This is a genomic window from Phenylobacterium sp. (assembly GCF_031425575.1).
Classification (GTDB): domain Bacteria; phylum Pseudomonadota; class Alphaproteobacteria; order Caulobacterales; family Caulobacteraceae; genus Phenylobacterium.
On the sequence record NZ_JANPJP010000037.1, the window covers coordinates 1 to 22,707 of the forward strand.

Below are 22,707 nucleotides of genomic sequence, written 5' to 3' on the forward strand. Positions count from 1 at the left end.
CCTGCATCACCTGGCCCAAGGAGTGGGGCGGGCAGGGTGGAACCCCGGTGCAGAACGTCATCTTCAGCCAGGAGGAGGCCAGGCACCCGATCCCCGGCAATCCGTTCCAGATCGGCCTGGGGATGTGCGTCCCCACGGTGATGACTTTCGCCGACGAGGAGACCAAGAGGCGCTTTGTCGGCCCCGCCCTGCGGGGCGAGGAGATCTGGAGCCAGCTGTTCTCGGAACCCTCCGGCGGCTCGGACGTCGCAGCCTCGCGGACCAAGGCGGAGCGCGCCCCGGACGGCTCCGGCGACTGGATCATCTCGGGCCAGAAGGTGTGGACGACCGGCGCCCAGTTCTCGGACTTCGGGATCGTCATCACCCGGACCAGCCCGGACAAGCCCAAGCACAAGGGCCTGACCATGTTCTGGATCGACATGAAGGACCCCGGCGTCGAGGTGAAGCCCATCCACCAGATGTCGGGCGGGTCGGGATTCAATGAGGTGTTCTTCACCGACGTCCGGGTCAAGGACAGCCAGCGGCTGGGGGCCGTCGACGAGGGCTGGAAGGTCAGCCTGGTGACCCTGATGAACGAGCGGCTGGCGGTGGGCGGTCAGACCGGAGCCGGGTGGCAACAATTCATGGAGGCGGCGCGCAATACGCCCGGCCTTGATGGCGGCTCGGCCCTGCAGGACGGGGCGCTGCGGGAGAAGCTGGCGGACTGGTACGTTCAGGCCGAGGGCCTGAAACACACCCGCAACCGAACCATGACCGCGCTTTCGCGCGGTCAGACACCGGGGCCGGAGAGTTCGATCGGCAAGATCATCTCGGCGGTGCAGATGCAGGAGCTCGGCAACACAGCCATCGAGATGCTGGATCAGTTCGGCATTATTGATGATCCAGACCTGGCCTCGCTGAACGGCGCCTTCCATTTCTCCCTGATGTTCGGGCCGGGCCTGCGCATCGCGGGCGGCACCGATGAGATCCTGCGCAACATCATCGCCGAGCGCGTGCTGGGCCTGCCGGGGGACATTCGGGTCGACAAGGACGTCCCGTTCAAGGACATGCCGACCGGGCGTTAAGCGCGCCAGGCGAGGGGTTGCGGCGCCGCCGAGTTCATCACCAGTTCGCCGTAGAGCCGGGTGAGACCTTCGAAGGTCCGCTCCCAGCTATGGCGCAGCTCTGCACGGGCGCGGGCGGCGGCCGATAGCGCGCCCAGGTCGCGGGCGAACAGGGCTTCGATGGCGTCGGCGAGGCCGCCGGGATCGACGTCGTGGGCGAGTTGGCCGACATCGTTGTCGATCAGCTCGGAGACGCCTCCGCGCGAGGGGCCCACCACCGGCAGGCCGGCGGCCAGGGCCTCCAGGATCACCAGGCCGAAGGGCTCATTCTCGTTGGCGTGCACGCAGGCGTCGCAACTGGCGATCAGGCTGGCCAGGGTGACCGGGTCCGACTCGTAGTCCAGGCTGATGACCCTGGGCGCGATGCGCATGTCCTTGCCCGCGCCCACGAGGACTAGGTGGTAAGGCTCGCCCAGGCGCTCGATGGCGCAGACGATGGAGTCGATGTTCTTCTCCCGCGCGGGCCGACCGGCGAAGACCAGGATACGGGCGTCCCAGGGCAAGCCCAGGCGTTTGCGCAAGCCGCCGGGATCGGCTCTCCGAGGGTGGAAGAGCTCAGTGTCCACGCCAAGCATCTGGACGCTCACCTTTTCCACGCCGGCCTCGGCCAGACGCAGGGCCATGTGGCGGCTGGGGGCCACCACGCGGTCGAAGCGATGATAGATGTCGGCCCAGCGCTTCATCGCCGGGGCCTGGGCCCATTCCCCAAAGTGCAGGGCGGCGAGCGCCGCGGCGTCTGTGTGGCAGAAGCCCACGACCGGGACGCCCAGCGCCTCGCCAGCGTCGAGGGCCGCATGACCGGGCACAAAGATGTCGCCGGCCTCGATGATGTCGGGCGCCAGCATCCGCAGAACCGTCTCCCACTTCGCCGTGCTGGCCGGCATGCGATAGCCGTCGCCGAAGGGAAGGCGCGCGGCGGCGACCGTGACCACGCCAGGTTCGGCCAATCCGGTCGTTGCGCCCGGTGTCACCAGGGTATGACGGATGTCCGGACGGCGTTTGGCGAGCCATGCCTGCTTGGCGCCCAGGTACCGCTTCACACCGCCCGAGCGCGGCGCGTACATCATGGTGGTGTCGATCAGGTGGAAGCCCACTCGGCCAGGCGCGCCGAAATAAGGCGCCTCGGAAGGGTCCAGGCGGATCAGGTTGTCCTGGTCTGGCGCAGTGACGTCGTACAAGCGAGCGCCCTTGTCTTGAGGTGGGTCTCTTCAGTCAACGAACGGCGCGACCATTTGTTGCGGCCGCGCCAGTGACGAACGACGAACTCGGTACGTCGGTCTTAGTTTCCCGATTCGTTGACGGTTTTTGTCGCGCCGGCGGCGCGCGCCAATTGCACGAACTCCGCTCTAAGGCCGTAGGGGTCGGACCCGCGGGCCGTCTGGGCCAGGTCGCCCACCGCCTTCCAGCCGAAGTCCGGCGACAACCAGGGATCGCCGCGCAGCTTCTGGCCAAAGCCGGCGACGGCGAGCGCCCAGCGGGTCGCCTCGGGCGCGTCGACAACCCGGCCATAGGTGTCGCCGGCGCCGATCGGCCGTTCGATCAGCCTGGAGGCCTGACCGCCCGGCAGCTTGTAGCGGACCTTCAGGAAGGCGATCTCGCCACCGGCCGCGGCGCGAGGCTCCGGGACGCCGTAGCGAAGGGGGTCGCTGGAAGGCTGCGCCCCGGCCGGAGTCACCTCATAGAGGGCGGTGACCGAGGTCCCGGAACCGACCTCGCCGGCGTCCACCCGGTCATTGTTGAAGTCCTCGCGGTTCAGCAGCCGGGTCTCGTAGCCGATCAACCGGTACTCGCTGACCGCCCGGGGGTTGAACTCGACCTGGATCTTCACGTCGTCGGCGATGGGGAACAGCGAGCCGGAGAAGTCGTCGCGGAAACTCTTGCGCGCCTCGTTCAGGGTGTCGATGTAGCCGGCGGTCCCATTGCCGTTCTGGGCCAGGGCCTGCATCAGGGCGTCGTTGTAGTTGCCCTCGCCCAGGCCGTAGACCGAGAGGTAGACGCCGGTTTGGCGTTTAGCGGCGACGAAGTCGGTGAGCTTGGCGGGGTCGGCGACGCCGACATTGAAGTCGCCGTCGGTCATCAGAATCACGCGGTTGACCGCCCTGGCGTCGAAGTTCTGCACCGCCAGGTCATAGGCCAGGGCCAGGCCCTGCCCACCGGCGGTGGAACCGCCGGACTCCAGGGCGCCGAGCGCGCAGCGCATCTTCAGTTTCTCGCGTCCGCTGGTCGGGGCCAGCACAGCCCCCGCCGAGCCGGCGTAGGCCACCATGGAGACACGGTCCTGGGGCCGGAGCTGGTCCACCAGTAGGTTCAGGGCCTTCCGCGCCAGGGGCAGCTTGTTCTCGGCCGACATCGAGCCGGAGGTGTCGATCAGGAACACCAGGTTGAGCGGCGGCTCCTGGGCGCGAGGGATGTCGTAGCCCTGCAGGCCGATGTGGACGATCTGGCGTTCGGCCGCCCAGGGGGACGGGGTCACCGCCACGAAGGGTTTGAACGGGACCTGGGCGTCGGTGGGCTGTGCGTAGCCGTAGTCGAAATAGTTGATGAGTTCCTCGACCCGCACCGCGTCGCGAGGCGGGCTCTGGCCGTCATTCAGGAAGCGACGGACATTGGCGTAGGCGGCGGTGTCCACATCCACCGAGAAGGTGGAGACTGGCTCCTGGGCCGTCTGCTTGATCGGGTTGGCCTGGGCATTGGGGTAGCGTTCGGTGTTAATCTCGCCAGGCATGGGACCGGGGCGATAGCCGCCGGTGGCCAGTATCTCCTGCATCGGAGCCGCCCTGGCGGCCGGATAGGGCGAGGGCGGCGGCGGTGGCGGGGGCGGCGCCATGGCCATCGAGGGCGCGTACATCGCGCCGCCGCCGATGCGGCCACGCCGGCTGTAGGAGTCGCGCCGATCATCGGCCTTGGGGAAGCCCAGCGCTTCGCAGGCGGCGGGGGTCGCCGCCCCATCTCGAATCGCCGGGCCGGCCATCGGAGCGGCGGGCGCCGCGCCAGATGCCACAACTGTAAGCAAGCAAAGCGAGACGCGACTTAAGTTCCGTGCAGCGGCCATCGTTCTCAGCGCTCCGAATAAGTCCCTCAAGGCGCAGCTTGGCGCGCCATCTGAGGCGAAAACGCGACGAACTGACGGCCTGCCGGCGGCGGCGTTGTTCACTCGCCATTCAGGCGAGTCTTAACAGTTTGAAACGTCACCGTCCCAGGCTTGACAGAGGGCTGGGGCAGGACGCTAGTAAACAGCTCAACTATGGTTAACGCGTAATGGGGAGCGCATGGCCAATTTCCATGAAGCAGCCCTCGGCATGCGTCGCGTCGCCCGTGTAGGCCTGACTCTAGCGGTCCTGGCCGCCATCATTCCGCTCAGCGGCGGCTGCCAGCCCAAGGACAGTGCTGGCGGCGGCGGCCGAAGCGGCGGCTACGCCGTGGGTGGGCCAGCCTGCCCGCGTCCCCAGGCGGCGATCGGCGTGCAGCCGCAATTCAACGCCCAGGAACAAGAGATCCGCGCCCTTCGGCGCCAGGGATTCCAGGGGGATTTCTTCGCCCAGATCGACCTGGCCCGGCGCTATTCCGGCCGTGACGCCCAGGAGAAGAACCTGGCCGATCCGGTGGAGTCCGCCGTCTGGTACGAGATGGCGCTGTCCAACCCCGACGGCTACGCGCCGATCATCGCCGGCGTCGGTCCCAAGAAGGGCAGCCGGGGCGGGGCTGGCAACAAGCTCAACGACTGTCGCGCGGCGGAACGCCGGGGCGCCTATCTAGCCCTCGACCGCATGCTCGACCGCATGAGTTCCGACGAGCGCCAGCAGGTGCGTGACCGAGTGATCTATGTGCTCTCCAGCCAGGGCGCCGCGGGCTTCCGCACCCTGGCGCGCCTGCACGACGAAGCCTTTGGTCCGTTCGGCGATCCGTCCGAGGGCTCGCCGGTGGACGCCCGCGACCTGCACCAGGTCAAGCCGCCGGCCGCCGCGACCCTGTTCACCCGCAACGACGTCGATGTCTATCTGTACAACTACCTGGCCGCCCAGGATGGCGACGTCGCGGGCTATGTGATGCTGAAGGACTTCGAGAGGTCTTCGGCCGAGCGCGCGTCCCTGGGGTCCGACGCCGAGGCCAAGGCGCGGCGCTGGGTGCCCCCCTACGAATTCTATCCGCCCCAGGCGCCCGACAGCGGCGTGCCGCATTCCGACGAAGTGGCCAACCTGGGCGAAGCCGAAGGCGTAGCCCTGGCGCGTATCGATGAATTGCCTTTCCAGCACGTCGGGGCGGCCCTGGCCTATCTGCGGGTGATCCCGCAACCGGTCGGGTCGCTGAACCAGCTCTCGCCCGGCGATGTCCAGACCTTCCAGGCCATGCTGGGCCGTCCCACCACGGGGGTGTTCACCCCGCTGGAAAAGGTGCGCGCCATCCAGTACGCGGCGGTGAATGGCTCGCCCCGGTCACAGCTGGCCCTGGCGGTTATGTACGCCGAGGGGGTGGGGGTGGCGCGGGACTATGCGCGCGCCTTCCACTGGTTCGCGGAGGCTGACAGGCAGGGCAGCGCCGAGGCCAAGTACGCCATGTCGACCTATTTCTCGCTGGGGGTCTCTGGCGTGGCCGATCAGGACAAGGCCGCGGCCGTCTCCTACCAGATCGACGCCGCCCTCGCGGGCTTCAAGCCGTCGGCGCAGCGCCTCCGCGAGGTGCTGGCCCAGGTGGCGCGCACGCCGCGCCGTCCCACAGAAGGAAACTATCGGTGATCGCAAACGCCCTTCGCCGCCTGGCGGGCCTTGGCGCCGCCGCAGCCTGCGTCCTCTGCCTGGGAGTGGCTGGCGAGGCCCAGGCCATGCCGGACGCCAAGATCGATCAGCAGATCCGGCCGAACTTCGGCATCCTGCTGGCGCCGCCCCTGCGCCACACCTACCGCCCCAGCGCCTGGAAGCCTCGGCGCGGCCATGGCGGCCACGGCTACGGCCATGGCTCCGGCTATCCTGGCGCCGGCGGCGGCCGTCGACCGCTCTATCTGGACTCCATCACCGTCGACTGCTCCGACAGCCGCGGCGGCTCGCAGTTGGCCGACGCCATCTACAACCTCGCCGACAACGGCGTGCTCTACATCCGCTCGCGTGGGGGCGTCTGCCGCGAGACCCTGGAGATCGACCACCCGGTGATCATCGCCGGGGAGGGGCCGCCCGCCTTCGGCAATGTCGGCTCCGGCGTCGCCAAGCTGAGCCCGCCCGATGGCGCCCCCTGCATCCGGATCGCACCCGGCGTGAAGGGCGTGGAGATCCGCGACCTGGTCATCGAGGCCAACCAGGGTGGCCGCAGCGCCTGCATTGAGGCGCAGGACGCCGACGTGGCCCTGATCCGCTCGTCGCTCCGCTATCAGGGTGATGCCTCGGCGATCTTCGTCCAGGGCGGCAGCCTGATCATGCGCAACAGCGTCGTCGAAGCGCGGACCAATGACGCGGCTATCCTCGCCGACGGCGCGGCGGTGGACATCCTGCAGTCCAAGATCAGCGCCGACGTGCGCGGCCTGGACATCACACCCGCCCCTGGACAGAGCCGGCTGGTGCAGGTGGGGGTGACCTCGCCAGGACCCGGCCTGCCAGGCTCGACGGCCATCACGGTGCGTGACCAGCGCAGCGGCGCCGGCAGCTTGCTGATCGCCAACAGCGTCATCCGCAACTGGATCACGGGGGTCTATGTCGACCGCGGCGCCGAGGTTGAGCTGACCCGCAACCGCATCATTCGCGTGCGCCGCGGCGTGCTGTCGGACTATGGCAGGGTGCGCGTGCGCCAGAACGCCATCGCCGCCGATGAGTATGGCGCCTACTTCGCGGGCGGACGCCCGGAGGTGGGAGGCAATCGCTTCATTGGCGCCGGGGTGAACTATGAGCGCGGCGTCGAGCCCATCACCGAGCCGAGCTATGTCTATTCCCCGCAGGGTTGCGACTACCGCATGCCCCCCGGGGCCTATTGTCGGCCGCTGACCGAGGCGCCCAGGGCGATCACCGACGAGAGCGGCTTCGACGCCTCGGGGCGCTATGGCTGGGAGATCGACGGCTACGAGCGCGGCTACGCCCGCGATGGCGCTCCAACCGCCCGGCCGCCGCCGCCGCCGCCGCGCAGGTCCAGGTTCGGCCGCCCGCCGTCTCCGCCCCCGTCCTATCCCTCGGGCGGGTACTCGAACGCGCCACCGCTGATGGGTGGGCCAGGCTACTGAAGATCGAAGGCCGGTGAGCCGTTGACCGTGGCGAGGAGGCTGGGCGCGCGCCGCGCCATCGTCACCTATTCAAAGGCGTAACCGAGGGAGAGCAGCCGGACCTCTGACCAGGCGGTGCCGATGAAGGAAGGCCCCACCGGCAGGCCCTCGACAAAGCCCATTGGCCCGGTGAGGTGCGGATAGCCCGCCACGGCCGGCAGCGTGGAGGGTGAGCCTAGCCACCGGCCCCCGTTGATCCGGTCCACCACCGAGGCGGGTCCGCCGCTTTCCGCCACCAGCACCTCGACCTTGGCGTCGCGCAGCAGCTTATCGATGCCCTCCGGACCAGCCAGCCGCTTGGCGTCCGCCCTGGCCTTCAGATAGGCGGGGTCGTCCAGATCTGGCGAGGCCTGGGCCTCCAGGAAGATCTCCTGGCCGAACAGCTCGGTTTCGCGAGGCTCGGCGGCATTGAAGGCGATCAGCTCGGCCAGGGTGCGGGTCTTGACCTGGGCGTGCGCGGTGGAGGCGAGGTAGGCGTTCACGCGCGCGTTGAACTCAAACCTCAGCACCAGATCCTCAAGGTCGTCGATCACCTTGCCATCGGGGGGCGTGACATCCACCAGCACCGCCCCGGCCGCCTTCAGGGCGGAGAGCGCCTGCTCAAACACCGCGTCGGTCTGCGGTGAGCGGCCCAGGGCGTGAGGCTTAAGGGCGATGACGCTGTTGAGCCTGGGGCCCTTGCGGTCGAGGTCGGCGATGCGAGCGAGGTAGGCCCTGGTCAGGCTCTCGGAGGTGGCGGCTCCCTTGGCCATGGCCTGGCCCAAGTCCGGTCACCCTCGCCTTCGCCGCATTGGAGGGCGCCGGTTGGCGGTTGGCCAGACATGACGAGGGCCGCGCTCTCATCGAACGCGGCCCTGCCCGCGGTTCCGCCGATCCCGGGGGGAGGGGGGAGCGAAACCTGTCCCTGAGTTGGGTTGTCGGCCTATTTCTTCAAGACGTCGCGGGCGGCGTCCTTGAGGTTGCCGACGCCCTTCTGAAGCTTGCCGGCGGCGCGCTCGCCGACGCCCTCTGCCTCCAGGCGTTCGTTGCCGGTCAGCTTGCCGGCGGCTTCCTTGATCGAACCGGAGGCGTCCTTGGCGGCGCCCTTGGCGATGTCCTTGTGCATGGTGGTCTCCTGGCTGAATGCGGCGGGGCGGGAGAGCGCCCGTCGCCGTCTCTACGCATGGGAACGGGAAATTGTTCCCGTCAGCGCCGCAGCTGCGCGTGGCCCGCGGTCCTCCGGCCGCCTATCCGGCCGCGGCGCCAAGATGAGCCACGCCGATGTCGCCACTTTCCCGCGTTCCGACGCGCCGACGTTGCGCAAGACGTCCCCGAGCGCTATCTCCGCACCCGAATTCCCCTCTTTCGAAGAGCGAGCGCGGACGCCCCATGGCGCAGCAGTACATTTATCAGATGCAGGGCCTGACCAAGGCCTTCCCAGGCGGCAAGAAGGTGTTCGAGAACATCTGGCTGTCGTTCTACTCCGACGCCAAGATCGGCGTGGTCGGGGTCAACGGCTCGGGCAAGTCGACCCTGCTGAAGATCATCGCCGGGGTGGACAAGGAGTTCAACGGCGAGGCCAAGGCCGCCGACGGCGTCAAGATGGGCTACCTCGAGCAGGAGCCCCACCTCGACGAGCAGCTCAATGTCTGGGGCAACATCATCTCGTGGTGCGAAGAGAAGAAGATCTTTGACCGCTATAACGAGGTCGCCGCCAAACTGGGCGAGGACTACACCGACGAGCTCATGGAGGAGATGACCGCCCTCCAGGAGAAGATCGACGCCGCCGACATCTGGGACATCGACTCAAAGATCGAGATGGCCGCCGACGCCCTGCGCTGCCCGCCCAACGATTGGTCGGTGGACAACCTCTCGGGCGGTGAGAAGCGCCGCATCGCGTTGGCTCGCCTGCTGCTCAGCAAGCCCGACATGCTGCTGCTGGACGAGCCCACCAACCACCTGGACGCCGAGTCAGTGGCCTGGCTGCAGCACCACCTCGAAGCCTTCCCGGGTTGCGTCATCCTGGTGACCCACGACCGCTACTTCCTGGACCAGGTGACCAAGTGGACCCTGGAACTCGACCGCGGCAAGGGCCTGCCCTACGAGGGCAACTATTCCGGCTGGCTGGAGCAGAAGACCAAGCGGATTGTACAGGAGCAGTCGGAGTCCGAGGCTCGCCAGCGCGCCATGACCCGCGAACTGGAATGGGTGCGCTCGGGGGCCAAGGCGCGCCAGGCCAAGTCGAAGGCCCGCCTGGCCGCCTATGACGAGATGGTCCGCGAGCAGGAGACCTCCCGCCTGGCTCAGACCACCGCCACCATCCAGATCCCGCCCGGCCCGCGCCTGGGCAATGTGGTTCTCGAGGTCGAGAACCTGGAGAAGGCCTATGGCGACAAGGTGCTGTTCAAGGACCTGACCTTCAAGCTGCCGCCCAACGGCATCGTCGGCGTGATCGGGCCGAACGGGGCCGGCAAGTCGACCCTGTTCAAACTGATCACCGGCCAGGAAACCCCGGACGCCGGGACGTTCCGGGTCGGCGAGACCGTGAAGCTGGCCTATGTGGACCAGAGCCGCGACGCACTCGACCCCACCAAGACCGTCTGGCAGGAGATCTCCGGCGGCCTCGACGTGCTGGCTGTGGGCAAGCGGGAGATCAACACCCGCTCCTATGTCGGCTCGTTCAACTTCCGCGGCGGCGACCAGCAGAAGAAGGTCGGCCAGCTCTCGGGCGGGGAACGCAACCGCGTCCACCTGGCCAAGACCCTGACCACCGGCGGAAACCTGATCCTGCTCGATGAGCCCACCAACGACCTGGACATCGAGACCCTGCAGAACCTCGAGGAGGCCCTGGAGGAGTTCGCCGGCTGCGCCGTGATCATCTCCCACGACCGCTGGTTCCTGGACCGCCTGGCCACCCACATCCTGGCCTTCGAGGGCGACAGCCACGTGGAATGGTTCGAGGGCAACTTCGAGGCCTATGAAGAGGACAAGAAGCGCCGCCTGGGCGCCGACAGCCTCATCCCCCACCGCCTGAAGTTCCAGAAGTTCGCGCGGTAGGGGAAGGTTGGGCCCGCTTCCTTGATCTGGAGCGGGAATACAAGCTAGGGCTGTGCGATAGCTTCCCAAAGTGGAGCTTGCGGGGGCTTATGGCGACGATCCAGGTGACATCGAGCGAGCCAACCTATGGCACGACGGGCGCCGACAGCATCATTGGCACGTCCTGGATCGACGTCGTTTACGCCGGCGCCGGCAACGACACCATCGACGGTGGCGGGCTGTGGGGAAACGATATCCTGCATGGCGACGCCGGCGACGATTGGATTCGCAGCGGTGGCGGCAACCGTCCGCAAGCCTTTGGCGACGCCGGTCAGGACACACTGGTCAGCGGGAACTCCTCGCAGTACCTCGACGGGGGTGACGGCGCCGACAGCCTTTTCGGATTCGACCTCGACACCCTTGCGGGCGGCGCCGGCGCCGACATCCTCTACATGCGTTGGAAGGGCGTCGGAGATGGTGGCGAAGGCAATGACAGCATCCTTGGCAGCGACGGCGCCGACTCGATCCTTGGTGGCGCGGGCGCTGACACTGTGGATGGCGACGGCGCCCGCGCCGGCGGCGGCGACACCATCCGGGGCGGGGCTGACGCGGACCTGTTGATGTCTGGTGTCACAAAAGACGACTATACCGCCTACACTACCTTCCTCTTCGGAGACGGCGGCGACGATACGCTCACAGCCAGCGGCTCCGGCAGAGACGAAATGGAAGGTGGATCGGGCAACGACCTGATCCTGGGCGCAGGCCAATTCCGCGACACGGCCAGCTACTCTGAGGCCTCCGGCGGCGTGCGCGTCGACCTCAGCACCACCGGCCCTCAGGCGGTTGGAGGAGGCCAGGGCGTTGACCGCCTCATCAACCTTCAGGCGGTGCGGGGGTCAGCCTTTGCAGACACGCTTTCGGGGGGCGCGGCCGACGAGGAATTCTTTGGCGGGGCGGGCAATGACTCGCTGGTCGGCGGAGAAGGTCATAACAGCTACTTCGCCGAAGAGGGTGACGACACCGTCGTCGCAGGGGCGGGCGGGGACTTCGTCAACGGCGGAGCCGGAAATGACAGTGTGCTCGGCGGTAGCGGCCATGATTACGTTACCGGATACGAGGGCGACGACTCATTCCGTGGCGGAGCCGGCAATGACGGGTTCGAGGGCGGCGCTGGCGACGATTTCTTCGACGGCGGCGAGGGCGACGACATGTTCGTCAACGCGTACAACGGTGGTCTGACTGGCTCGGGCATCTACGTCGATCTCAGCTTGACAGGTGTTCAGAGCATCGGTGCCGGAAACGGCAAGGATACGTTCGTATCCGTCGAGAGAATTCAAAGCGGGAATTTCAGTGACACCCTGATCGGCTCCGGAGCCAACAACTATCTGGACGGGAGAGACGGCGACGACAGTCTGTCGGGCGCAGGCGGTGATGACACGCTTTACGGGGGCTGGGGCCTGGACACCCTAATGGGGGGTGATGGTGACGACTTGCTCTGGGGCAGCGAGGCTGGAGATGTGTTGGATGGTGGCGCCGGCCGCGACCGCGCGATCATTGGTCGCGGTCCAGTCTTCGTCGATCTGACGACAGACCGCGCAGAATGGCAGGAGAATGGGAATACCAAGTCTATCACCCTAGCCAACATTGAGGACGCCGCGGCCGGGACTTTGGCCGACACGTTGGTGGGCGACTCGGGCGGCAATCATCCGCTGGGTGGATTTGGAGCCGACTCCATCACCGGAGCCGATGGTGAAGATACGTTGGAGGGGGAGGACGGCGCAGACACCCTCGATGGCGGGGCTGGTCTCGACACCCTTGACCTTGCCAGCAGTGGGCAGCGGGGGAACCTCAAGGTTGGAAAGCTGGTCGATCTCGCAGCCGGAACCTCACGAGATGGCCAGTCGACGGACACAGTGAGGAACATCGAGAACGTTGAGGGCAGCGCCTATGCCGACACGATCACCGGCGACGCCTCCAACAATCGACTGTCAGGCGGCGGCGGGCGGGATCAGGTGTTTGGCGCGGCGGGGGACGACACGGTCCTCGGCGGCACCGGCGACAACTACCTTCGGGGCGATGAGGGCGGCGACTCCCTGTCCGGCGGCTCCGATTTCGACGACATCAACGGCAACATGGGCAATGACACGGCCCATGGAAACGAGGGCGACGACTGGGTCGTGGGCGGCAAGGACGACGATCTGCTCTACGGCGACGCCGGCGGCGACATCGTCTACGGCAACCTCGGGAACGACACTCTGACTGGCGGCGATGGCTTCGACTGGGTGCGGGGCGGCCAGGGGAACGACAGTCTCGACGGAGGGGCCGGCGACGACTGGCTCTGGGGCGACCGGGGCGATGATACGGTGACCGGCGGCGCAGGGGCCGATATCTTCCACATCTTCACCGGCGGCGGTCTCGATCGGGTGACCGACTTCAACCACGCCCAGGGCGACCGGGTGGTGATCGACTATGGGACCTATACGGTATCCCAGATCGGGTCGGACACGGTAGTGGATCTGGGTGGCGGCGACCGGATGGTGCTGGTGGGGGTTACGAGTTCCAGCCTGCCGCCAGGCTGGATCAGCCCGCTCTAGCCGATCCTGGCGCCCAGCATGCTGATCGCGCCCAGGTGGATGTGGTCGTTGAACAGGCTGACCGCCTCGCCAGGCTCGCTCGCTCCCAGGACGTAGAGCAGGGGCAGGTAGTGCTCGTCGACGGCCATGCCGGCTTCTGGGCCCAGGCCGCCGGGGTCGATGAGGGCGGCGTGGTCGCCGGCGGTCAGACGGTCGCGCACCGCCTCGTGGAAGTGCTGGGCCCAGGCCAGGGGCGCAGCGTTCTCCGCGCGCACGGCGGCGCGCAGGTTATGGACCACGTCGCCGGAGCCGAGGATCAGCATCCCTTCGTCGCGCAGAGGCGCTAGGCGCTTGCCGATATCGTAGTGGGCGGCCATCGGCTGGCTGAGGTCCATGGCCAGTTGCACGACGGGGACGTCGGCGTCTGGGTACATGTGGGCCAGCACCGACCATGTCCCGTGGTCCAGGCCCCAGTCGTGGTCGGCGCGCACAGCCAGGGGCGCCAGCAGCTCAGCGACGCGGACGGCCAGGCCGGCGTCGCCCGCCGCGGGATATCGCATGTCGAACAGGGCCTGCGGGAAGCCGCCGAAGTCGTGGATGGTCCTGGGCGCAGCCATGGCGGTCACCGCCGTCTCGTTCAGACCCCAGTGGGCGGAAATCGCCAGGATCGCCTTGGGACGCGGCAGACCGGCGGCCACGTCGCGCCAGACCTGGGCGTTGGGGCCGCCGAGGGCGTTCATCGGTGTGCCGTGGCCGACGAAGACCACGGGCATGCGGGAGGAGGTGTTCATCTCCTCCATATGGCGACAGCGAAGGTCACGCCAAGAGCCGGTCCTGAAACGCTGCGTCGCTCGGAGTGAAACGGTCAGGGCGGCCAGGGCCTCGGAGGTGGCCGCCGCCTCCATCGAGGAGCTGGACCAGGCGCCGGACGAGATCGGCCTGATCGACGAGGGAGCGCACGATCTCCTCGATCATCCTGTCGATGCGAATTGGCAGGTGACGTAAGGGCGCCGTTTGCGTTGCGTAGCGTCAAAGGGCGTATGGAGACTCCAGGTACATAACCGGAGACACCGCCATGCTTCTGATCAGTGACACCGTGGAAGTCGGCGGCGACAAGGGCCCCGCGCACAAGCCGGTCTATCCGGTCAGCCCCGTCGAGCTGTGGAACCCCGAGGCCTTCACCAAGGGGCCGCCTATGAGCGCCTTCGCCCAGATGCGCAAGGCCTCTCCCATCGCCTGGATGGACGAGCCCGAGGACCGGCCGGGCTTCTGGGCCCTGACCCGGCATGAGGACGTCATGCGGGTGAACGCCGACTACGAGACCTTCTCCTCGCAGCGCGGCGGCATCCTGATGAGCCACCAGCGCTCGGACATGCAGCTGGCCCGCGCCAGCCTGGACGCCATGATCAACATGGACGCGCCCATGCACATGCAGCTGCGCCGCGAGCACATGCCCTATTTCACGCCCGCCTATCTGCGCGGGTTGAACGATCGGGTGGAGGGAGAGGTGACCCGCCTGCTGGACGCCATGGCCAAGCAGGGCCGGGTCGACCTGGTGCAGGCCGTCTCTGCGCACCTGCCGCTATTCACCCTGTGCGAAATCCTCGGCGTGCCCTTAGAAGATCGCCCCAAGTTCCTGACCTGGATGCACTTCCTGGAACTGGCCAACTCCTTCGCCGCCGAGCGGGCGGGCGGGGGCGGCGGCCTGGAGGCGGCCGCGGCCGAGGTGCCGCCGGAGATGCAGGCCTTCCTCGACGCCTTCAAGAACGCGATCCAGGAGATGTTCGACTATGGCCGGCACATGCTGCACAAACGCCGCCTGGATCCGCAAGCCGACCTGATGAGCGCCATCGCCAAGGCCCAGGTGGACGGCGACCTGCTGGCCGATGAGTACCTCGACGGCTCCTGGCTGCTGATCGTGTTCGCGGGCAATGACACCACCCGCAACACCATCTCGGGCTCGATGCAGCTGCTCAGCGACTTCCCCGACGAGAAGGCCAAGCTGATCGCCAAGCCCGAGCTGATGCCGAACGCGGTGAACGAGTTCATCCGCATGATCAGCCCGGTGATCTACATGCGCCGCACCGCCACCCGCGACGTGGAAGTGGCCGGCCAGCAGATCGCCGAGGGCGAGAAGGTGATCATGTACTACGGCTCGGCCAACCGCGACGCCGCGGTGTTCGCCGACCCCGACCGCCTGGACGTGACCCGGGCCAACGCCGACAAGCACATCGCCTTCGGCTATGGCCCCCACACCTGCATCGGCAAGCGGGTGGCGCAGCTGCAGCTGGAGGCGGTCTACCGCCAGATGCTGGGGCGGTTCCCCGATATCCGCCAGTCGGGCCCGATGGACGTGGCGCCCAACAACTTCGTCTATGCCATCCGGTCCATGCCGGTGGAATTCACGCCGGAGAAGTGACGCGCACCGTCATGCTCGGGCTTGTCCCAGCCACCCATCCGCTCATCCCGCATCTAGCTCGATCACCTTCACCCCGCGGAGGGCTGTGGAGGCGAGGGCGATGAGGGGGCCGACCGCCAGGCCCGCGGCGGCGATGAACAGGGTCTCGCGGACGCCGATGATGCTGCCGAGCGCGCCGAGGGCCAGGGCGCCCACCAGCATGGTTCCGCCGCCGGCGGCCTTGAAGGCGCCGGCCGCGCAGCCGAGGGTTTCCTGGGGCAGGACCGTCTGGCGCAGAGACGCCGAGAGGACTTCGTAGATCACGGAGGTGGAGTCTCCCAGGAGCTGGGAGACGATCAGCATGGCCATGCCGAGGATCGGGGCGGCGGGCGACAGGGGGATCAGCATGGCGCTGGCGGCGGAGGCCAGGGCCATGATCAGGATGGCGGGGCCCGCGCCGAGGCGCCTGGCCACCGGGGCCGCCAGCCCCGCGCCGATCAGAGCGCCCAGGCCGCCAAAGGTCACGGTGATCCCCAGCATGGCGGGCGTCAGCTCGAGGGTGCTCAGGGCGAACAGGACGTAGAGGGCCGCGAAGCCGCCGCCGAACAGGCCGTTGCAGGCGGTCATCACCAGCAGGGGCCGCACGCGGGGCTCGGCCCAGGCGACGCGGAAGCCCTGGGTCAGGTCGGCCATCCAGTGCTGCGGCGCGACGGGCTCGGGATCGGGTTCGACCTTCCGGATGCCGGCGAGGAAGAGGGCCGAGACCAAGTAGGTCACCGCATTGACGGCGATGGCGAAGGGGGCGGTGAGCAACTGGAAGAGCAGGCCGGCCAGGGCCGGGCCCCCCAGCTCGGCCACCGACTCCGTGGCCGAGAGCTTGGAATTGCCGTCCACCAGCCGGTCGGTTCCGATCAGGGCTGGCAGATAGGCGTGGTCGGCCATGTCGAAGAGCACGCTGGCGGCTCCCACCAGGGCGGCGGCGGCGAACACCTGCCACAGGGAGAGCCAGCCCATCCAGGCGGCGACGGGTACGGTGATGAGCACGGCGGCCCGGATCAGGTCGGTGGCGATCAGCACCGGGCGGCGGTGGCGGCGATCCACGAACCCGCCGCCGAACAGCCCCACGAAGAAGGCCGGGCCATAGGACAGCGCGGCCAGCACGCCGAGCGTCGCGGGGCTGGCCCCCAGGGTCAGGACCGCCGTCATCGGCAGGCCCTCGCGGGTGATGCGGGCGCCGAAGGTGGAGACCGCCTGGGCGGCCCACAGCTTCATGAAGTCGCGGTCGCGCGTCAGGGGGACAGGCGGGGTCGTCATGGGAGGATCGTCCGTCCAGGTGGCTCGGCCGCGCGGGGCCGCGATCCCGCTTCGTGGTGCGGGCGCTCTGGCGAGCGCGATATTTGTAAGCCGCCTCGGACGCTTGCCTGGGGAGGTTTTGGCGAGCGTGGGGCGTGAGGTCAAGCTTGTGGGAAGCTTTTGCTCCCCCATAAACAGGCCCGGAAAAGTCAGATCATATGTCGTCGGGACAGGAGAAAGGCGGGGGTGGGGGTAACCCTCACGCCCACCCGAACTCCGAATAGATCTCGCCGGCCAGCACGCGCGCGAGGCCAGCGCGGATATAGGGGATGGTGTTTTCAGGCAGCCGATCCACCGGGAACCAGCGCAGGTCGTCGCACTTGTCAGGCTCCATGTTCACGGGCTCGCCCGGCCAGGTGTGGGCCCGGAAGAACAGGGAGAGGCGCTCGCTGTCGGATTTGCGATGCATGGTGAGGGCCAGGGTGAGGTCGGCGGTGGCGAGACGCAGACCGGCCTCCTCGAGGGCTTCGCGAGCCATGGCCGCGGCGAAGGTCTCGCCGCCGTCCACATGGCCGGCCACCAGGCTGTACTGGCCGTCGGCATAGCCGGTGTTGCAGCGGCGGAGCATCAGAACCTGGCCGCCGCGCACCAGGACGAGGTGGACCTCCGGAATGATCTTGAAGCGGGCCACCGGCGAATCTCTCCTGCGAACGGAGGGGGAACATATCCGGCGGCCGCGCACGCCAAAAGGCCCCCCGGCATGAGCCGGGGGGCCTGGTGGTCTGGGCCTTGAGGCCTTTGATTAGACGTTCGTGCCCGGGATCGGGGCGGTGATCCCGGAGGGGCGACGCTGGCCATCGGTGTCGAGGCTGTCGTCGCGGCCGTCCTGGTTCATGAAGGAGCGGCTCTCACCGTAACGCTGGCGTTCACGAACGACTTCATCGGCGGTGTAGGGGGCCGCGTCGTGATCGAAGCGGCTCCAGCCATCGGCGCGGTAGTCGGATCCCCGCGTCAGGGCGTCGACGCCCTGGTGCTGGTTGAGGATCTGATCGACGCGGTCGGCGTCCTCGTCCTTGGCCTTGACGCTGACCAGGGTGCCGCCGCGGCGGACGCCCTCGGCATAGACGTGCGCGTCCTCGTCGGAATGACCGGCGTCCTTCAGGGCGCCGAGCACGCCACCGGTGGCCGCGCCAGCCGCGGCGCCGGCGGCGGCGCCGACGACGGTGGAGACCAGCCAGCCGGCGGCGACCACGGGGCCGAGACCGGGGATGGCCAGCATGCCGAGACCGGCCAGCAGGCCGCCGCCAGCGCCGAGCAGGCCGCCCTTGGTGGCGCCCTCAGCGGCGCCTTCAGCGGTCTCATTGTCGTCGTCGAGGTCGGCTTTGTCGTGGCGATGGCCCTCGTGCCAGTTGTCAGCATTGCTGGCCACCAGGCTGATGTCGTCGTGGGAGATGCCCGCGCGTTCCAGTTCGGAGACGGCGGTCATGGCTTCGGTGTGGCTGTTGAACAGGCGTGAGACAGTGCGGCTCATGGTGAGCTCCTAAGCTTTGAGGTTAGCGGGCGGTGACGGCGCCCTTGAAGTCGAGCGACACGTCCATGGACTTGCCGTCCTTCATGGCCTTGGCGGTCCAGATGCCGTCGGCGCCCTTCACCAGGCCGGTGACGTCGGTGTAGCCGGCCTTCTCGATGTGGCCCTTGGCCTGGCCTTCGGTGAAGGAGTTGGAGGCCGCCTCGGGGGCGACGTCCGATGCCGTGGCGCCCGCGTCGACCGCGTCGTTGGCGGCGGGCGGCGAGACGACGCCCCCGGCGGCCATGGAGTTGGCGCTGGCGTCGGCGGCGGCGGTCGAGGTGTCGGTCGCGGTTTCAGACGCGGGCTTGGAACAGGCCCCCATGAGGGCCAGGGTCAGAGCGGCGCCCGCAAGGGCCCCCATCGCATTTCGCATGAACGTTTCTCCGGAGATTGAGGCTTCACCAGCGCTCCAAACCCGGTGTTCGTTCCGACAGCCCCGCTTGAAATCTCCGCGTCGCTCCGCTTCAACCCAGCAGGGTTTCGATGACCTGGGCCACGCCGTCGTCCTCGTTGGCGGCCGTCGTCTCGCGGGCGGCGGCCAGCACCGCGGCGTGGGCGTTGGCCACGGCGACCCCGCGCCCGGCGGCGAGGAGCATGGGGATGTCGTTGGGCATGTCCCCAAAGGCGATGATCTCGTGGGCCTCGATTCCCAGTTCGGCGCCCAGGTGGAGCAGGCCGCTGGCCTTGGACACGCCAAGGGCGCCGAACTCCACGAAGGGGGCGCCCGAATGGGTGACGGCCACGCGATCGCCGGCCAGGGACCGGATGAGAGCATGAAGATCGTCGATCTCGTGGACTGGGTGGTGGACCAGGATCTTGACCAGGTCCTCGTCGCAGAGGCTGTGGACGGGCTCCACCCGGGGCTCGTGATGGTGGACGAAGCCATCGAACAACGAGAGCGGGAAGGCGTCCTCGCGGCCGACCTTATGGCCGTGCTCAGTGGCGAAGCTGAAGTGGGGGTCGGACCGGCGCAGTTCGCCGATCAGCTCCAGGGCCACCGCCGTGGGCAGGGCCTCCTGGCGCATCACGCGGGCCTCGGTGAGGTCGTAGAGCAGGGCGCCGTTGGAGCAGACGGCCATGCCGGTGATCCCCAGGTCGTCGGCGATGTGGTGGACGTCGCGGGGCGGCCGGGCGGTGACGAAGACCACCGCGATGCCGGCCTTGCGCGCATTGGCGAGGGCTTGCCGCGTGCGCGCCGAGATCGATCCGTCCCGCCGCAACAGGGTGCCGTCGAGGTCGGTGGCGATGAGGCGGATCATGGTCGCTTTTGATCGCGCGGCGGGAGTCGGTCAAGCCACGAGAGGTGTGGCGCGGGGCCGCCCCCACCAGAGGGTGGAGGAGATCTCGAAGGTGACCTCGCCGTCCCGGGCATAGGGGGCGACGACGGCGCGCAGGTCGGCGTCGAAGGCCTCGGCGCGGGCGCCCATCTTGGCGCGCGACCAAGTGGCCCGCGAATGCTCGGCCTCGATCAGGTCGTCGATGGCCTGGGTGACGGTGGTGGTGAAGACCTCGGTGGCGGCCAGGTCGAACCAGGGCTGGTGGCCGATGATGCGGGCGGTGTGCGCCGGGTCCTGCCACTGGCCGCCGAGCTTGCCGACCCAGTCGATGATGGTCTGGTTCCAGGCCTGGATCCACGGCGCGTCGGCTGGCCCGTCACCGCCGATGATGGCCATGACGCCGTCCGGGGCGATGGTGGCGGTGAGGCGGGGGAACAGGCGCGGGGCGTCCATCCAGTGAATGCTGGCGCCGGCGGTGATCAGGTCGAGGCCGGCGGGGACCGCGACCTCCTCGGCGAAGGCCTCAGTCCAGGCGATGTGCGGACTGGCGCCGGCGTCCAGGGTCCGGGCCAGGCGCAGCATGGCGGCGGAAGGATCGACGGCCAGGACCTCGGCGAAAAGTGGGGCGAGGGTGAGGGTCATCTTGCCGGGGCCGCAGCCGAGGTCGAGCAGGCGGTCGCGGCCGGGGGTGAGCGCCAGCAGGCGGTCGAACAGCGCGGGCGGATAGGGCGTGCGGTGGACATAGGCCGCCACGACGCCCTCATCCTCGAATTCGGCGCCGGTGTTCTGGGCTGCTGTCGCGGCCATGTTCGCCTCCCCTGGCTTGACCTGACATTGAGGCTTGTTGGGAGGCTGGCAAGAGGGCGGCGGCCCGATAAGCTCGCCCCATGTGCGACACCCTGGTAGCCCTGGCCTCCGAGACCCCGCGCGGGAAGCTGCTGTTCGCCAAGAACAGCGACCGGGAGCGCAACGAGGCCCAGGTGCTGGAGAGGCATCCGCGGCGGACGGGCGGCGGGGATCTGAAGCTCACCTACATCACCATCCCCGACGTGGCGGAGACCCACGCCTGTCTGATCAGCCGGCCCTGCTGGATGTGGGGGGCGGAGATGGGCGCCAATGAGCATGGCGTGGTCATCGGCAATGAGGCGCTGCATGCCCGCGTCCCGGCCCAGCGCAAGCGGGCGCTGACGGGGATGGACCTGGTGCGGTTGGGGCTGGAGCGCGGCGCGAGCGCGGCGCAGGCGCTGGCGGTGATCATCGATCTGCTGGAGCGGCACGGCCAGGGCGGCGACTGCGGCCACCTGGGGCGGTTCTACTATCACAACGGCTTCATCATCGCAGATGCGCGGGAGGCCTTGGTCCTGGAGACGGTAGGGCGCGACTGGGTGGTGGAGAAGGTCGCCGGGCGGCGGTCGTTGTCCAACGCCTATTCGATCGGGGCGGACTGGTCGGCGATCAGTCCGGGACTGGCGGCGCAGGGGGCCGGGCGGTTCGACGTGGCGGCCCAGCTGATCGACGAGGCGCGCGACGCCATAAGCTTCGGACGCGGACGCTGTACGCGGGGGCATGCGCTGCTGGACGGGGCAGGCGAGGCCCTGACCCCCGGAGCCATGATGGCGATCCTGCGCGACCATGGGGAGGCCGCTGACTGGAGCCCGGCCAATACGGTGGGGCGGACGATTTGCATGCATGCGGCGCAGGGGCCGCGACGCAGCCAGTCGGTGGCCTCGATGGTGTCGGAGGTGGGGGGCGAGCGCGCCGTGCATTGGGTGACCGCCACCTCGGCGCCCTGCACCAGCCTGTTCAAACCGGTGCTGTTGGAGGCCGGCGCGCCGCCGGTGGGGCCCGTGCCGACCGACACCTATGACGGCGAGAGCCTGTGGTGGCGGCATGAGCGGCTGCACCGGGCCCTGCTGGCCGACCACGTGGCGGGCATGGCGCTGATCGCCGACGAACGGGACGCGCTGGAAGCCGGCTTCCGGTCGCGGATCGAGGCGGCCGATGACCTGGAAGCCGCCGTCGCCCACTGCTGGCGGGAGGCAGCCCAGGCCGAGGCCCGCTGGGCGGCGGCGCTCAAGCCTGCCCGGTCCGGCGGCTCGGCCCATGCGCGGAGCTGGGCGCGGCTCAATCAGGTGGCTGGGCTGCCGCGTCAGCCCATTGGGTAGAGAATTTCCTTGGAGATGGCGTCGATCTTCGACAGCACTTCGGCCGACAAGGTGACGTCGGCGGCGGCGAAGATGTCGGGGAGCTGTTCTTCCTTGGAAACGCCGACGATGGTGGAGGCGACGAAGTCGTGCTGCTTGCTCCAGGCGGTGGCCAGCGTCACCGGCGACATCCCGGCCTCGGCGGCGACGGCGGCGAAGCGTTCGGTGGAGGCCAGGGACTTCTCGTTGACGAAGCGTTGGGCCATCACCGCCTGGCGGCCGCCGAGCGCGATGTAGCGGGAGAAGCGCGCGCCCTCCGGGGTCGCCCCGCCCTGGTACTTGCCCGACAGCACGCCGCCGGCCAGGGGCGAGAAGGGAATCAGGCTGACGCCCTCCTGACGGCAGGCCTGGGCCAGTTCGTCCTCGAAGCGGCGGTTGTTGAGACTGAAGTTGTTCTGGATGGTCTGGTAGCGGGCGACCCCCAGGCGTTCGGAGGTCGCCACGCTCTTCATCAGGCCCCAGGTGGTCTCGTTGCTGCAGCCGATGGCGCGGACCTTTCCCTCGCGGATCAGCTCGTCGAGGGTCTCCATGGTCTCGTCATAGGCGACGCCGTGGTCGGGCCAGTGGGTCTGGTAAAGGTCGATATAGTCGGTCCCCAGGCGCTTGAGGCTGGCCTCGACGGCGCGGGTGATGTTGTGGCGGTCCAGCGCGGTCATGCCGGCCCGCTGGGCGCCCTTGATCCAGCCGTGGCTGGGGCCGCAAACCTTGGTGGCGAGGATCACCTCGTCGCGGCGCTTGGTCTTCAGCCAGCGGCCGACGATCTCCTCGGTGCGGCCGGCCCATTCCTCGCTCGGCGGCACCGGATAGTTCTCGGCGGCGTCGAAGAAGTTGATTCCGGCCTCCAGCGACTTGTCGAGGATGCGGTGGGACGCCGCCTCATCGACCTGGGAGCCGAAGGTCATGGTCCCCATGCAGATCTTGGAGACGACGATGGCGCTCTTGCCGAGGCGATGGGTCTGCATGAAGGGGTCCTTGAAATGGGGGCTCGGCCCGGGCCGGCGTCAATGACGCGCAGATAGGCGCAAGGTCGCGGAGT

19 protein-coding genes are annotated in these 22,707 nt (G+C 68.4%); 7 read left to right on the plus strand and 12 right to left on the minus strand.

Annotated elements, in window-relative coordinates; all coding sequences use genetic code 11:
- Positions 1 to 1,064 (plus strand): acyl-CoA dehydrogenase family protein (locus RMO97_RS01780; protein WP_310538842.1); only part of this gene is annotated, 1,064 nt, incomplete at its 5' end.
- On the opposite strand, the gene RMO97_RS01785 is transcribed toward RMO97_RS01780, so the two are convergent.
- Both RMO97_RS01785 and RMO97_RS01790 read right to left on the minus strand, forming a co-directional pair.
- Positions 1,061 to 2,281: a glycosyltransferase gene (locus RMO97_RS01785; RefSeq protein WP_310538843.1), complete on the minus strand. Its 1,221-nt coding sequence runs from the start codon at positions 2,279 to 2,281 to the stop codon at positions 1,061 to 1,063. The two genes, RMO97_RS01780 and RMO97_RS01785, sit on opposite strands and share 4 nt — an antisense overlap.
- A 101-nt stretch (positions 2,282 to 2,382) precedes the next feature.
- A complete protein-coding gene (locus RMO97_RS01790; RefSeq protein WP_310538844.1) occupies positions 2,383 to 4,074 on the minus strand; it encodes a VWA domain-containing protein in 1,692 nt (563 codons plus the stop codon).
- A 298-nt stretch (positions 4,075 to 4,372) separates the two neighbouring features.
- Between RMO97_RS01790 and RMO97_RS01795 the strand changes: the two genes are divergently transcribed.
- Both RMO97_RS01795 and RMO97_RS01800 read left to right on the plus strand, forming a co-directional pair.
- On the plus strand, positions 4,373 to 5,836 hold the full coding sequence (locus RMO97_RS01795; RefSeq protein WP_310538845.1) for a tetratricopeptide repeat protein: 1,464 nt from the start codon (positions 4,373 to 4,375) through the stop codon (positions 5,834 to 5,836).
- Positions 5,833 to 7,302, plus strand: a complete 1,470-nt coding sequence (locus tag RMO97_RS01800) for a hypothetical protein (RefSeq protein ID WP_310538846.1) — start codon at positions 5,833 to 5,835, stop codon at positions 7,300 to 7,302. Before RMO97_RS01795 ends, RMO97_RS01800 begins: the two co-directional genes overlap by 4 nt.
- A 65-nt stretch (positions 7,303 to 7,367) precedes the next feature.
- On the opposite strand, the gene RMO97_RS01805 is transcribed toward RMO97_RS01800, so the two are convergent.
- Together RMO97_RS01805 and RMO97_RS01810 are read right to left on the minus strand one after the other, a co-directional pair.
- Entirely contained in the window at positions 7,368 to 8,093 is a 726-nt protein-coding gene (locus RMO97_RS01805; protein WP_310538847.1) for an amidase family protein, read from the minus strand.
- A gap of 170 nt (positions 8,094 to 8,263) precedes the next feature.
- Complete coding sequence (locus tag RMO97_RS01810; protein ID WP_310538848.1) at positions 8,264 to 8,446, minus strand: CsbD family protein; 183 nt, start codon at positions 8,444 to 8,446, stop codon at positions 8,264 to 8,266.
- Positions 8,447 to 8,709: 263 nt separating this feature from the next.
- On the opposite strand from RMO97_RS01810, the gene ettA reads away from it, so the two are divergent.
- Complete coding sequence (gene ettA / locus RMO97_RS01815; RefSeq protein ID WP_304778960.1) at positions 8,710 to 10,377, plus strand: energy-dependent translational throttle protein EttA; 1,668 nt, start codon at positions 8,710 to 8,712, stop codon at positions 10,375 to 10,377.
- Between the two features lie 89 nt (positions 10,378 to 10,466).
- On the plus strand, positions 10,467 to 12,950 hold the full coding sequence (locus RMO97_RS01820; RefSeq protein ID WP_310538849.1) for a calcium-binding protein: 2,484 nt from the start codon (positions 10,467 to 10,469) through the stop codon (positions 12,948 to 12,950).
- On the opposite strand, the gene ygiD is transcribed toward RMO97_RS01820, so the two are convergent.
- Positions 12,947 to 13,720 (minus strand): 4,5-DOPA dioxygenase extradiol, encoded by a 774-nt coding sequence (ygiD, locus tag RMO97_RS01825; RefSeq protein ID WP_310538850.1) that lies wholly within the window; start codon positions 13,718 to 13,720, stop codon positions 12,947 to 12,949. The genes RMO97_RS01820 and ygiD overlap by 4 nt on opposite strands.
- Positions 13,721 to 14,004: 284 nt before the next feature.
- Here ygiD and RMO97_RS01830 point away from each other — a divergent pair, with 284 nt between their 5' ends.
- A complete protein-coding gene (locus RMO97_RS01830) occupies positions 14,005 to 15,348 on the plus strand; it encodes a cytochrome P450 (protein WP_310538851.1) in 1,344 nt (447 codons plus the stop codon).
- Positions 15,349 to 15,390: 42 nt separating this feature from the next.
- Here the strand turns inward: RMO97_RS01830 and RMO97_RS01835 are convergent, their stop codons facing one another.
- The 6 genes from RMO97_RS01835 to RMO97_RS01860 form a co-directional block, all read right to left on the minus strand.
- Positions 15,391 to 16,641, minus strand: coding sequence for an MFS transporter (locus RMO97_RS01835; protein ID WP_310538852.1), 1,251 nt, complete (start codon positions 16,639 to 16,641; stop codon positions 15,391 to 15,393).
- Between the two features lie 238 nt (positions 16,642 to 16,879).
- Positions 16,880 to 17,311, minus strand: coding sequence for an NUDIX domain-containing protein (locus RMO97_RS01840; RefSeq protein ID WP_310538853.1), 432 nt, complete (start codon positions 17,309 to 17,311; stop codon positions 16,880 to 16,882).
- 111 nt (positions 17,312 to 17,422) lie between these two features.
- The gene (locus tag RMO97_RS01845) at positions 17,423 to 18,151 is read right to left on the minus strand and encodes a hypothetical protein (protein WP_310538854.1); all 729 of its coding nucleotides are present in this window, start codon (positions 18,149 to 18,151) and stop codon (positions 17,423 to 17,425) included.
- A gap of 22 nt (positions 18,152 to 18,173) precedes the next feature.
- Positions 18,174 to 18,563 (minus strand): hypothetical protein, encoded by a 390-nt coding sequence (locus tag RMO97_RS01850; protein ID WP_310538855.1) that lies wholly within the window; start codon positions 18,561 to 18,563, stop codon positions 18,174 to 18,176.
- Between the two features lie 91 nt (positions 18,564 to 18,654).
- Complete coding sequence (locus RMO97_RS01855; protein ID WP_310538856.1) at positions 18,655 to 19,449, minus strand: HAD family hydrolase; 795 nt, start codon at positions 19,447 to 19,449, stop codon at positions 18,655 to 18,657.
- Positions 19,450 to 19,479: 30 nt separating this feature from the next.
- Positions 19,480 to 20,274, minus strand: coding sequence for a class I SAM-dependent methyltransferase (locus RMO97_RS01860; RefSeq protein WP_310538857.1), 795 nt, complete (start codon positions 20,272 to 20,274; stop codon positions 19,480 to 19,482).
- 80 nt (positions 20,275 to 20,354) lie between these two features.
- Here RMO97_RS01860 and RMO97_RS01865 point away from each other — a divergent pair, with 80 nt between their 5' ends.
- Positions 20,355 to 21,632 carry a hypothetical protein gene (locus RMO97_RS01865; RefSeq protein WP_310538858.1) on the plus strand — a complete coding sequence of 426 codons (1,278 nt, stop codon included), beginning with the start codon at positions 20,355 to 20,357 and terminating at the stop codon, positions 21,630 to 21,632.
- Here RMO97_RS01865 and RMO97_RS01870 read toward each other — a convergent pair.
- Positions 21,617 to 22,633 (minus strand): aldo/keto reductase, encoded by a 1,017-nt coding sequence (locus RMO97_RS01870; RefSeq protein ID WP_310538859.1) that lies wholly within the window; start codon positions 22,631 to 22,633, stop codon positions 21,617 to 21,619. The genes RMO97_RS01865 and RMO97_RS01870 overlap by 16 nt on opposite strands.
- Between the last annotated feature and the right edge of the window lie 74 nt (positions 22,634 to 22,707).

Excerpts from the sequence above, each read along its gene's own strand:
- ettA (WP_304778960.1), top strand. The coding sequence starts at position 8,710 with ATGGCGCAGCAGTACATTTATCAGATGCAGGGCCTGACCAAGGCCTTC.
- RMO97_RS01855 (WP_310538856.1), bottom strand. The coding sequence starts at position 19,449 with ATGATCCGCCTCATCGCCACCGACCTCGACGGCACCCTGTTGCGGCGG.
- RMO97_RS01865 (WP_310538858.1), top strand. The coding sequence starts at position 20,355 with ATGTGCGACACCCTGGTAGCCCTGGCCTCCGAGACCCCGCGCGGGAAG.
- RMO97_RS01795 (WP_310538845.1), top strand. The coding sequence starts at position 4,373 with ATGGCCAATTTCCATGAAGCAGCCCTCGGCATGCGTCGCGTCGCCCGT.
- ygiD (WP_310538850.1), bottom strand. The coding sequence starts at position 13,720 with ATGAACACCTCCTCCCGCATGCCCGTGGTCTTCGTCGGCCACGGCACA.
- RMO97_RS01810 (WP_310538848.1), bottom strand. The coding sequence starts at position 8,446 with ATGCACAAGGACATCGCCAAGGGCGCCGCCAAGGACGCCTCCGGTTCG.
- RMO97_RS01850 (WP_310538855.1), bottom strand. The coding sequence starts at position 18,563 with ATGCGAAATGCGATGGGGGCCCTTGCGGGCGCCGCTCTGACCCTGGCC.
- RMO97_RS01860 (WP_310538857.1), bottom strand. The coding sequence starts at position 20,274 with ATGGCCGCGACAGCAGCCCAGAACACCGGCGCCGAATTCGAGGATGAG.
- RMO97_RS01790 (WP_310538844.1), bottom strand. The coding sequence starts at position 4,074 with ATGGCCGGCCCGGCGATTCGAGATGGGGCGGCGACCCCCGCCGCCTGC.
- RMO97_RS01835 (WP_310538852.1), bottom strand. The coding sequence starts at position 16,641 with ATGACGACCCCGCCTGTCCCCCTGACGCGCGACCGCGACTTCATGAAG.
- RMO97_RS01845 (WP_310538854.1), bottom strand. The coding sequence starts at position 18,151 with ATGAGCCGCACTGTCTCACGCCTGTTCAACAGCCACACCGAAGCCATG.
- RMO97_RS01820 (WP_310538849.1), top strand. The coding sequence starts at position 10,467 with ATGGCGACGATCCAGGTGACATCGAGCGAGCCAACCTATGGCACGACG.
- RMO97_RS01830 (WP_310538851.1), top strand. The coding sequence starts at position 14,005 with ATGCTTCTGATCAGTGACACCGTGGAAGTCGGCGGCGACAAGGGCCCC.
- RMO97_RS01870 (WP_310538859.1), bottom strand. The coding sequence starts at position 22,633 with ATGCAGACCCATCGCCTCGGCAAGAGCGCCATCGTCGTCTCCAAGATC.
- RMO97_RS01805 (WP_310538847.1), bottom strand. The coding sequence starts at position 8,093 with ATGGCCAAGGGAGCCGCCACCTCCGAGAGCCTGACCAGGGCCTACCTC.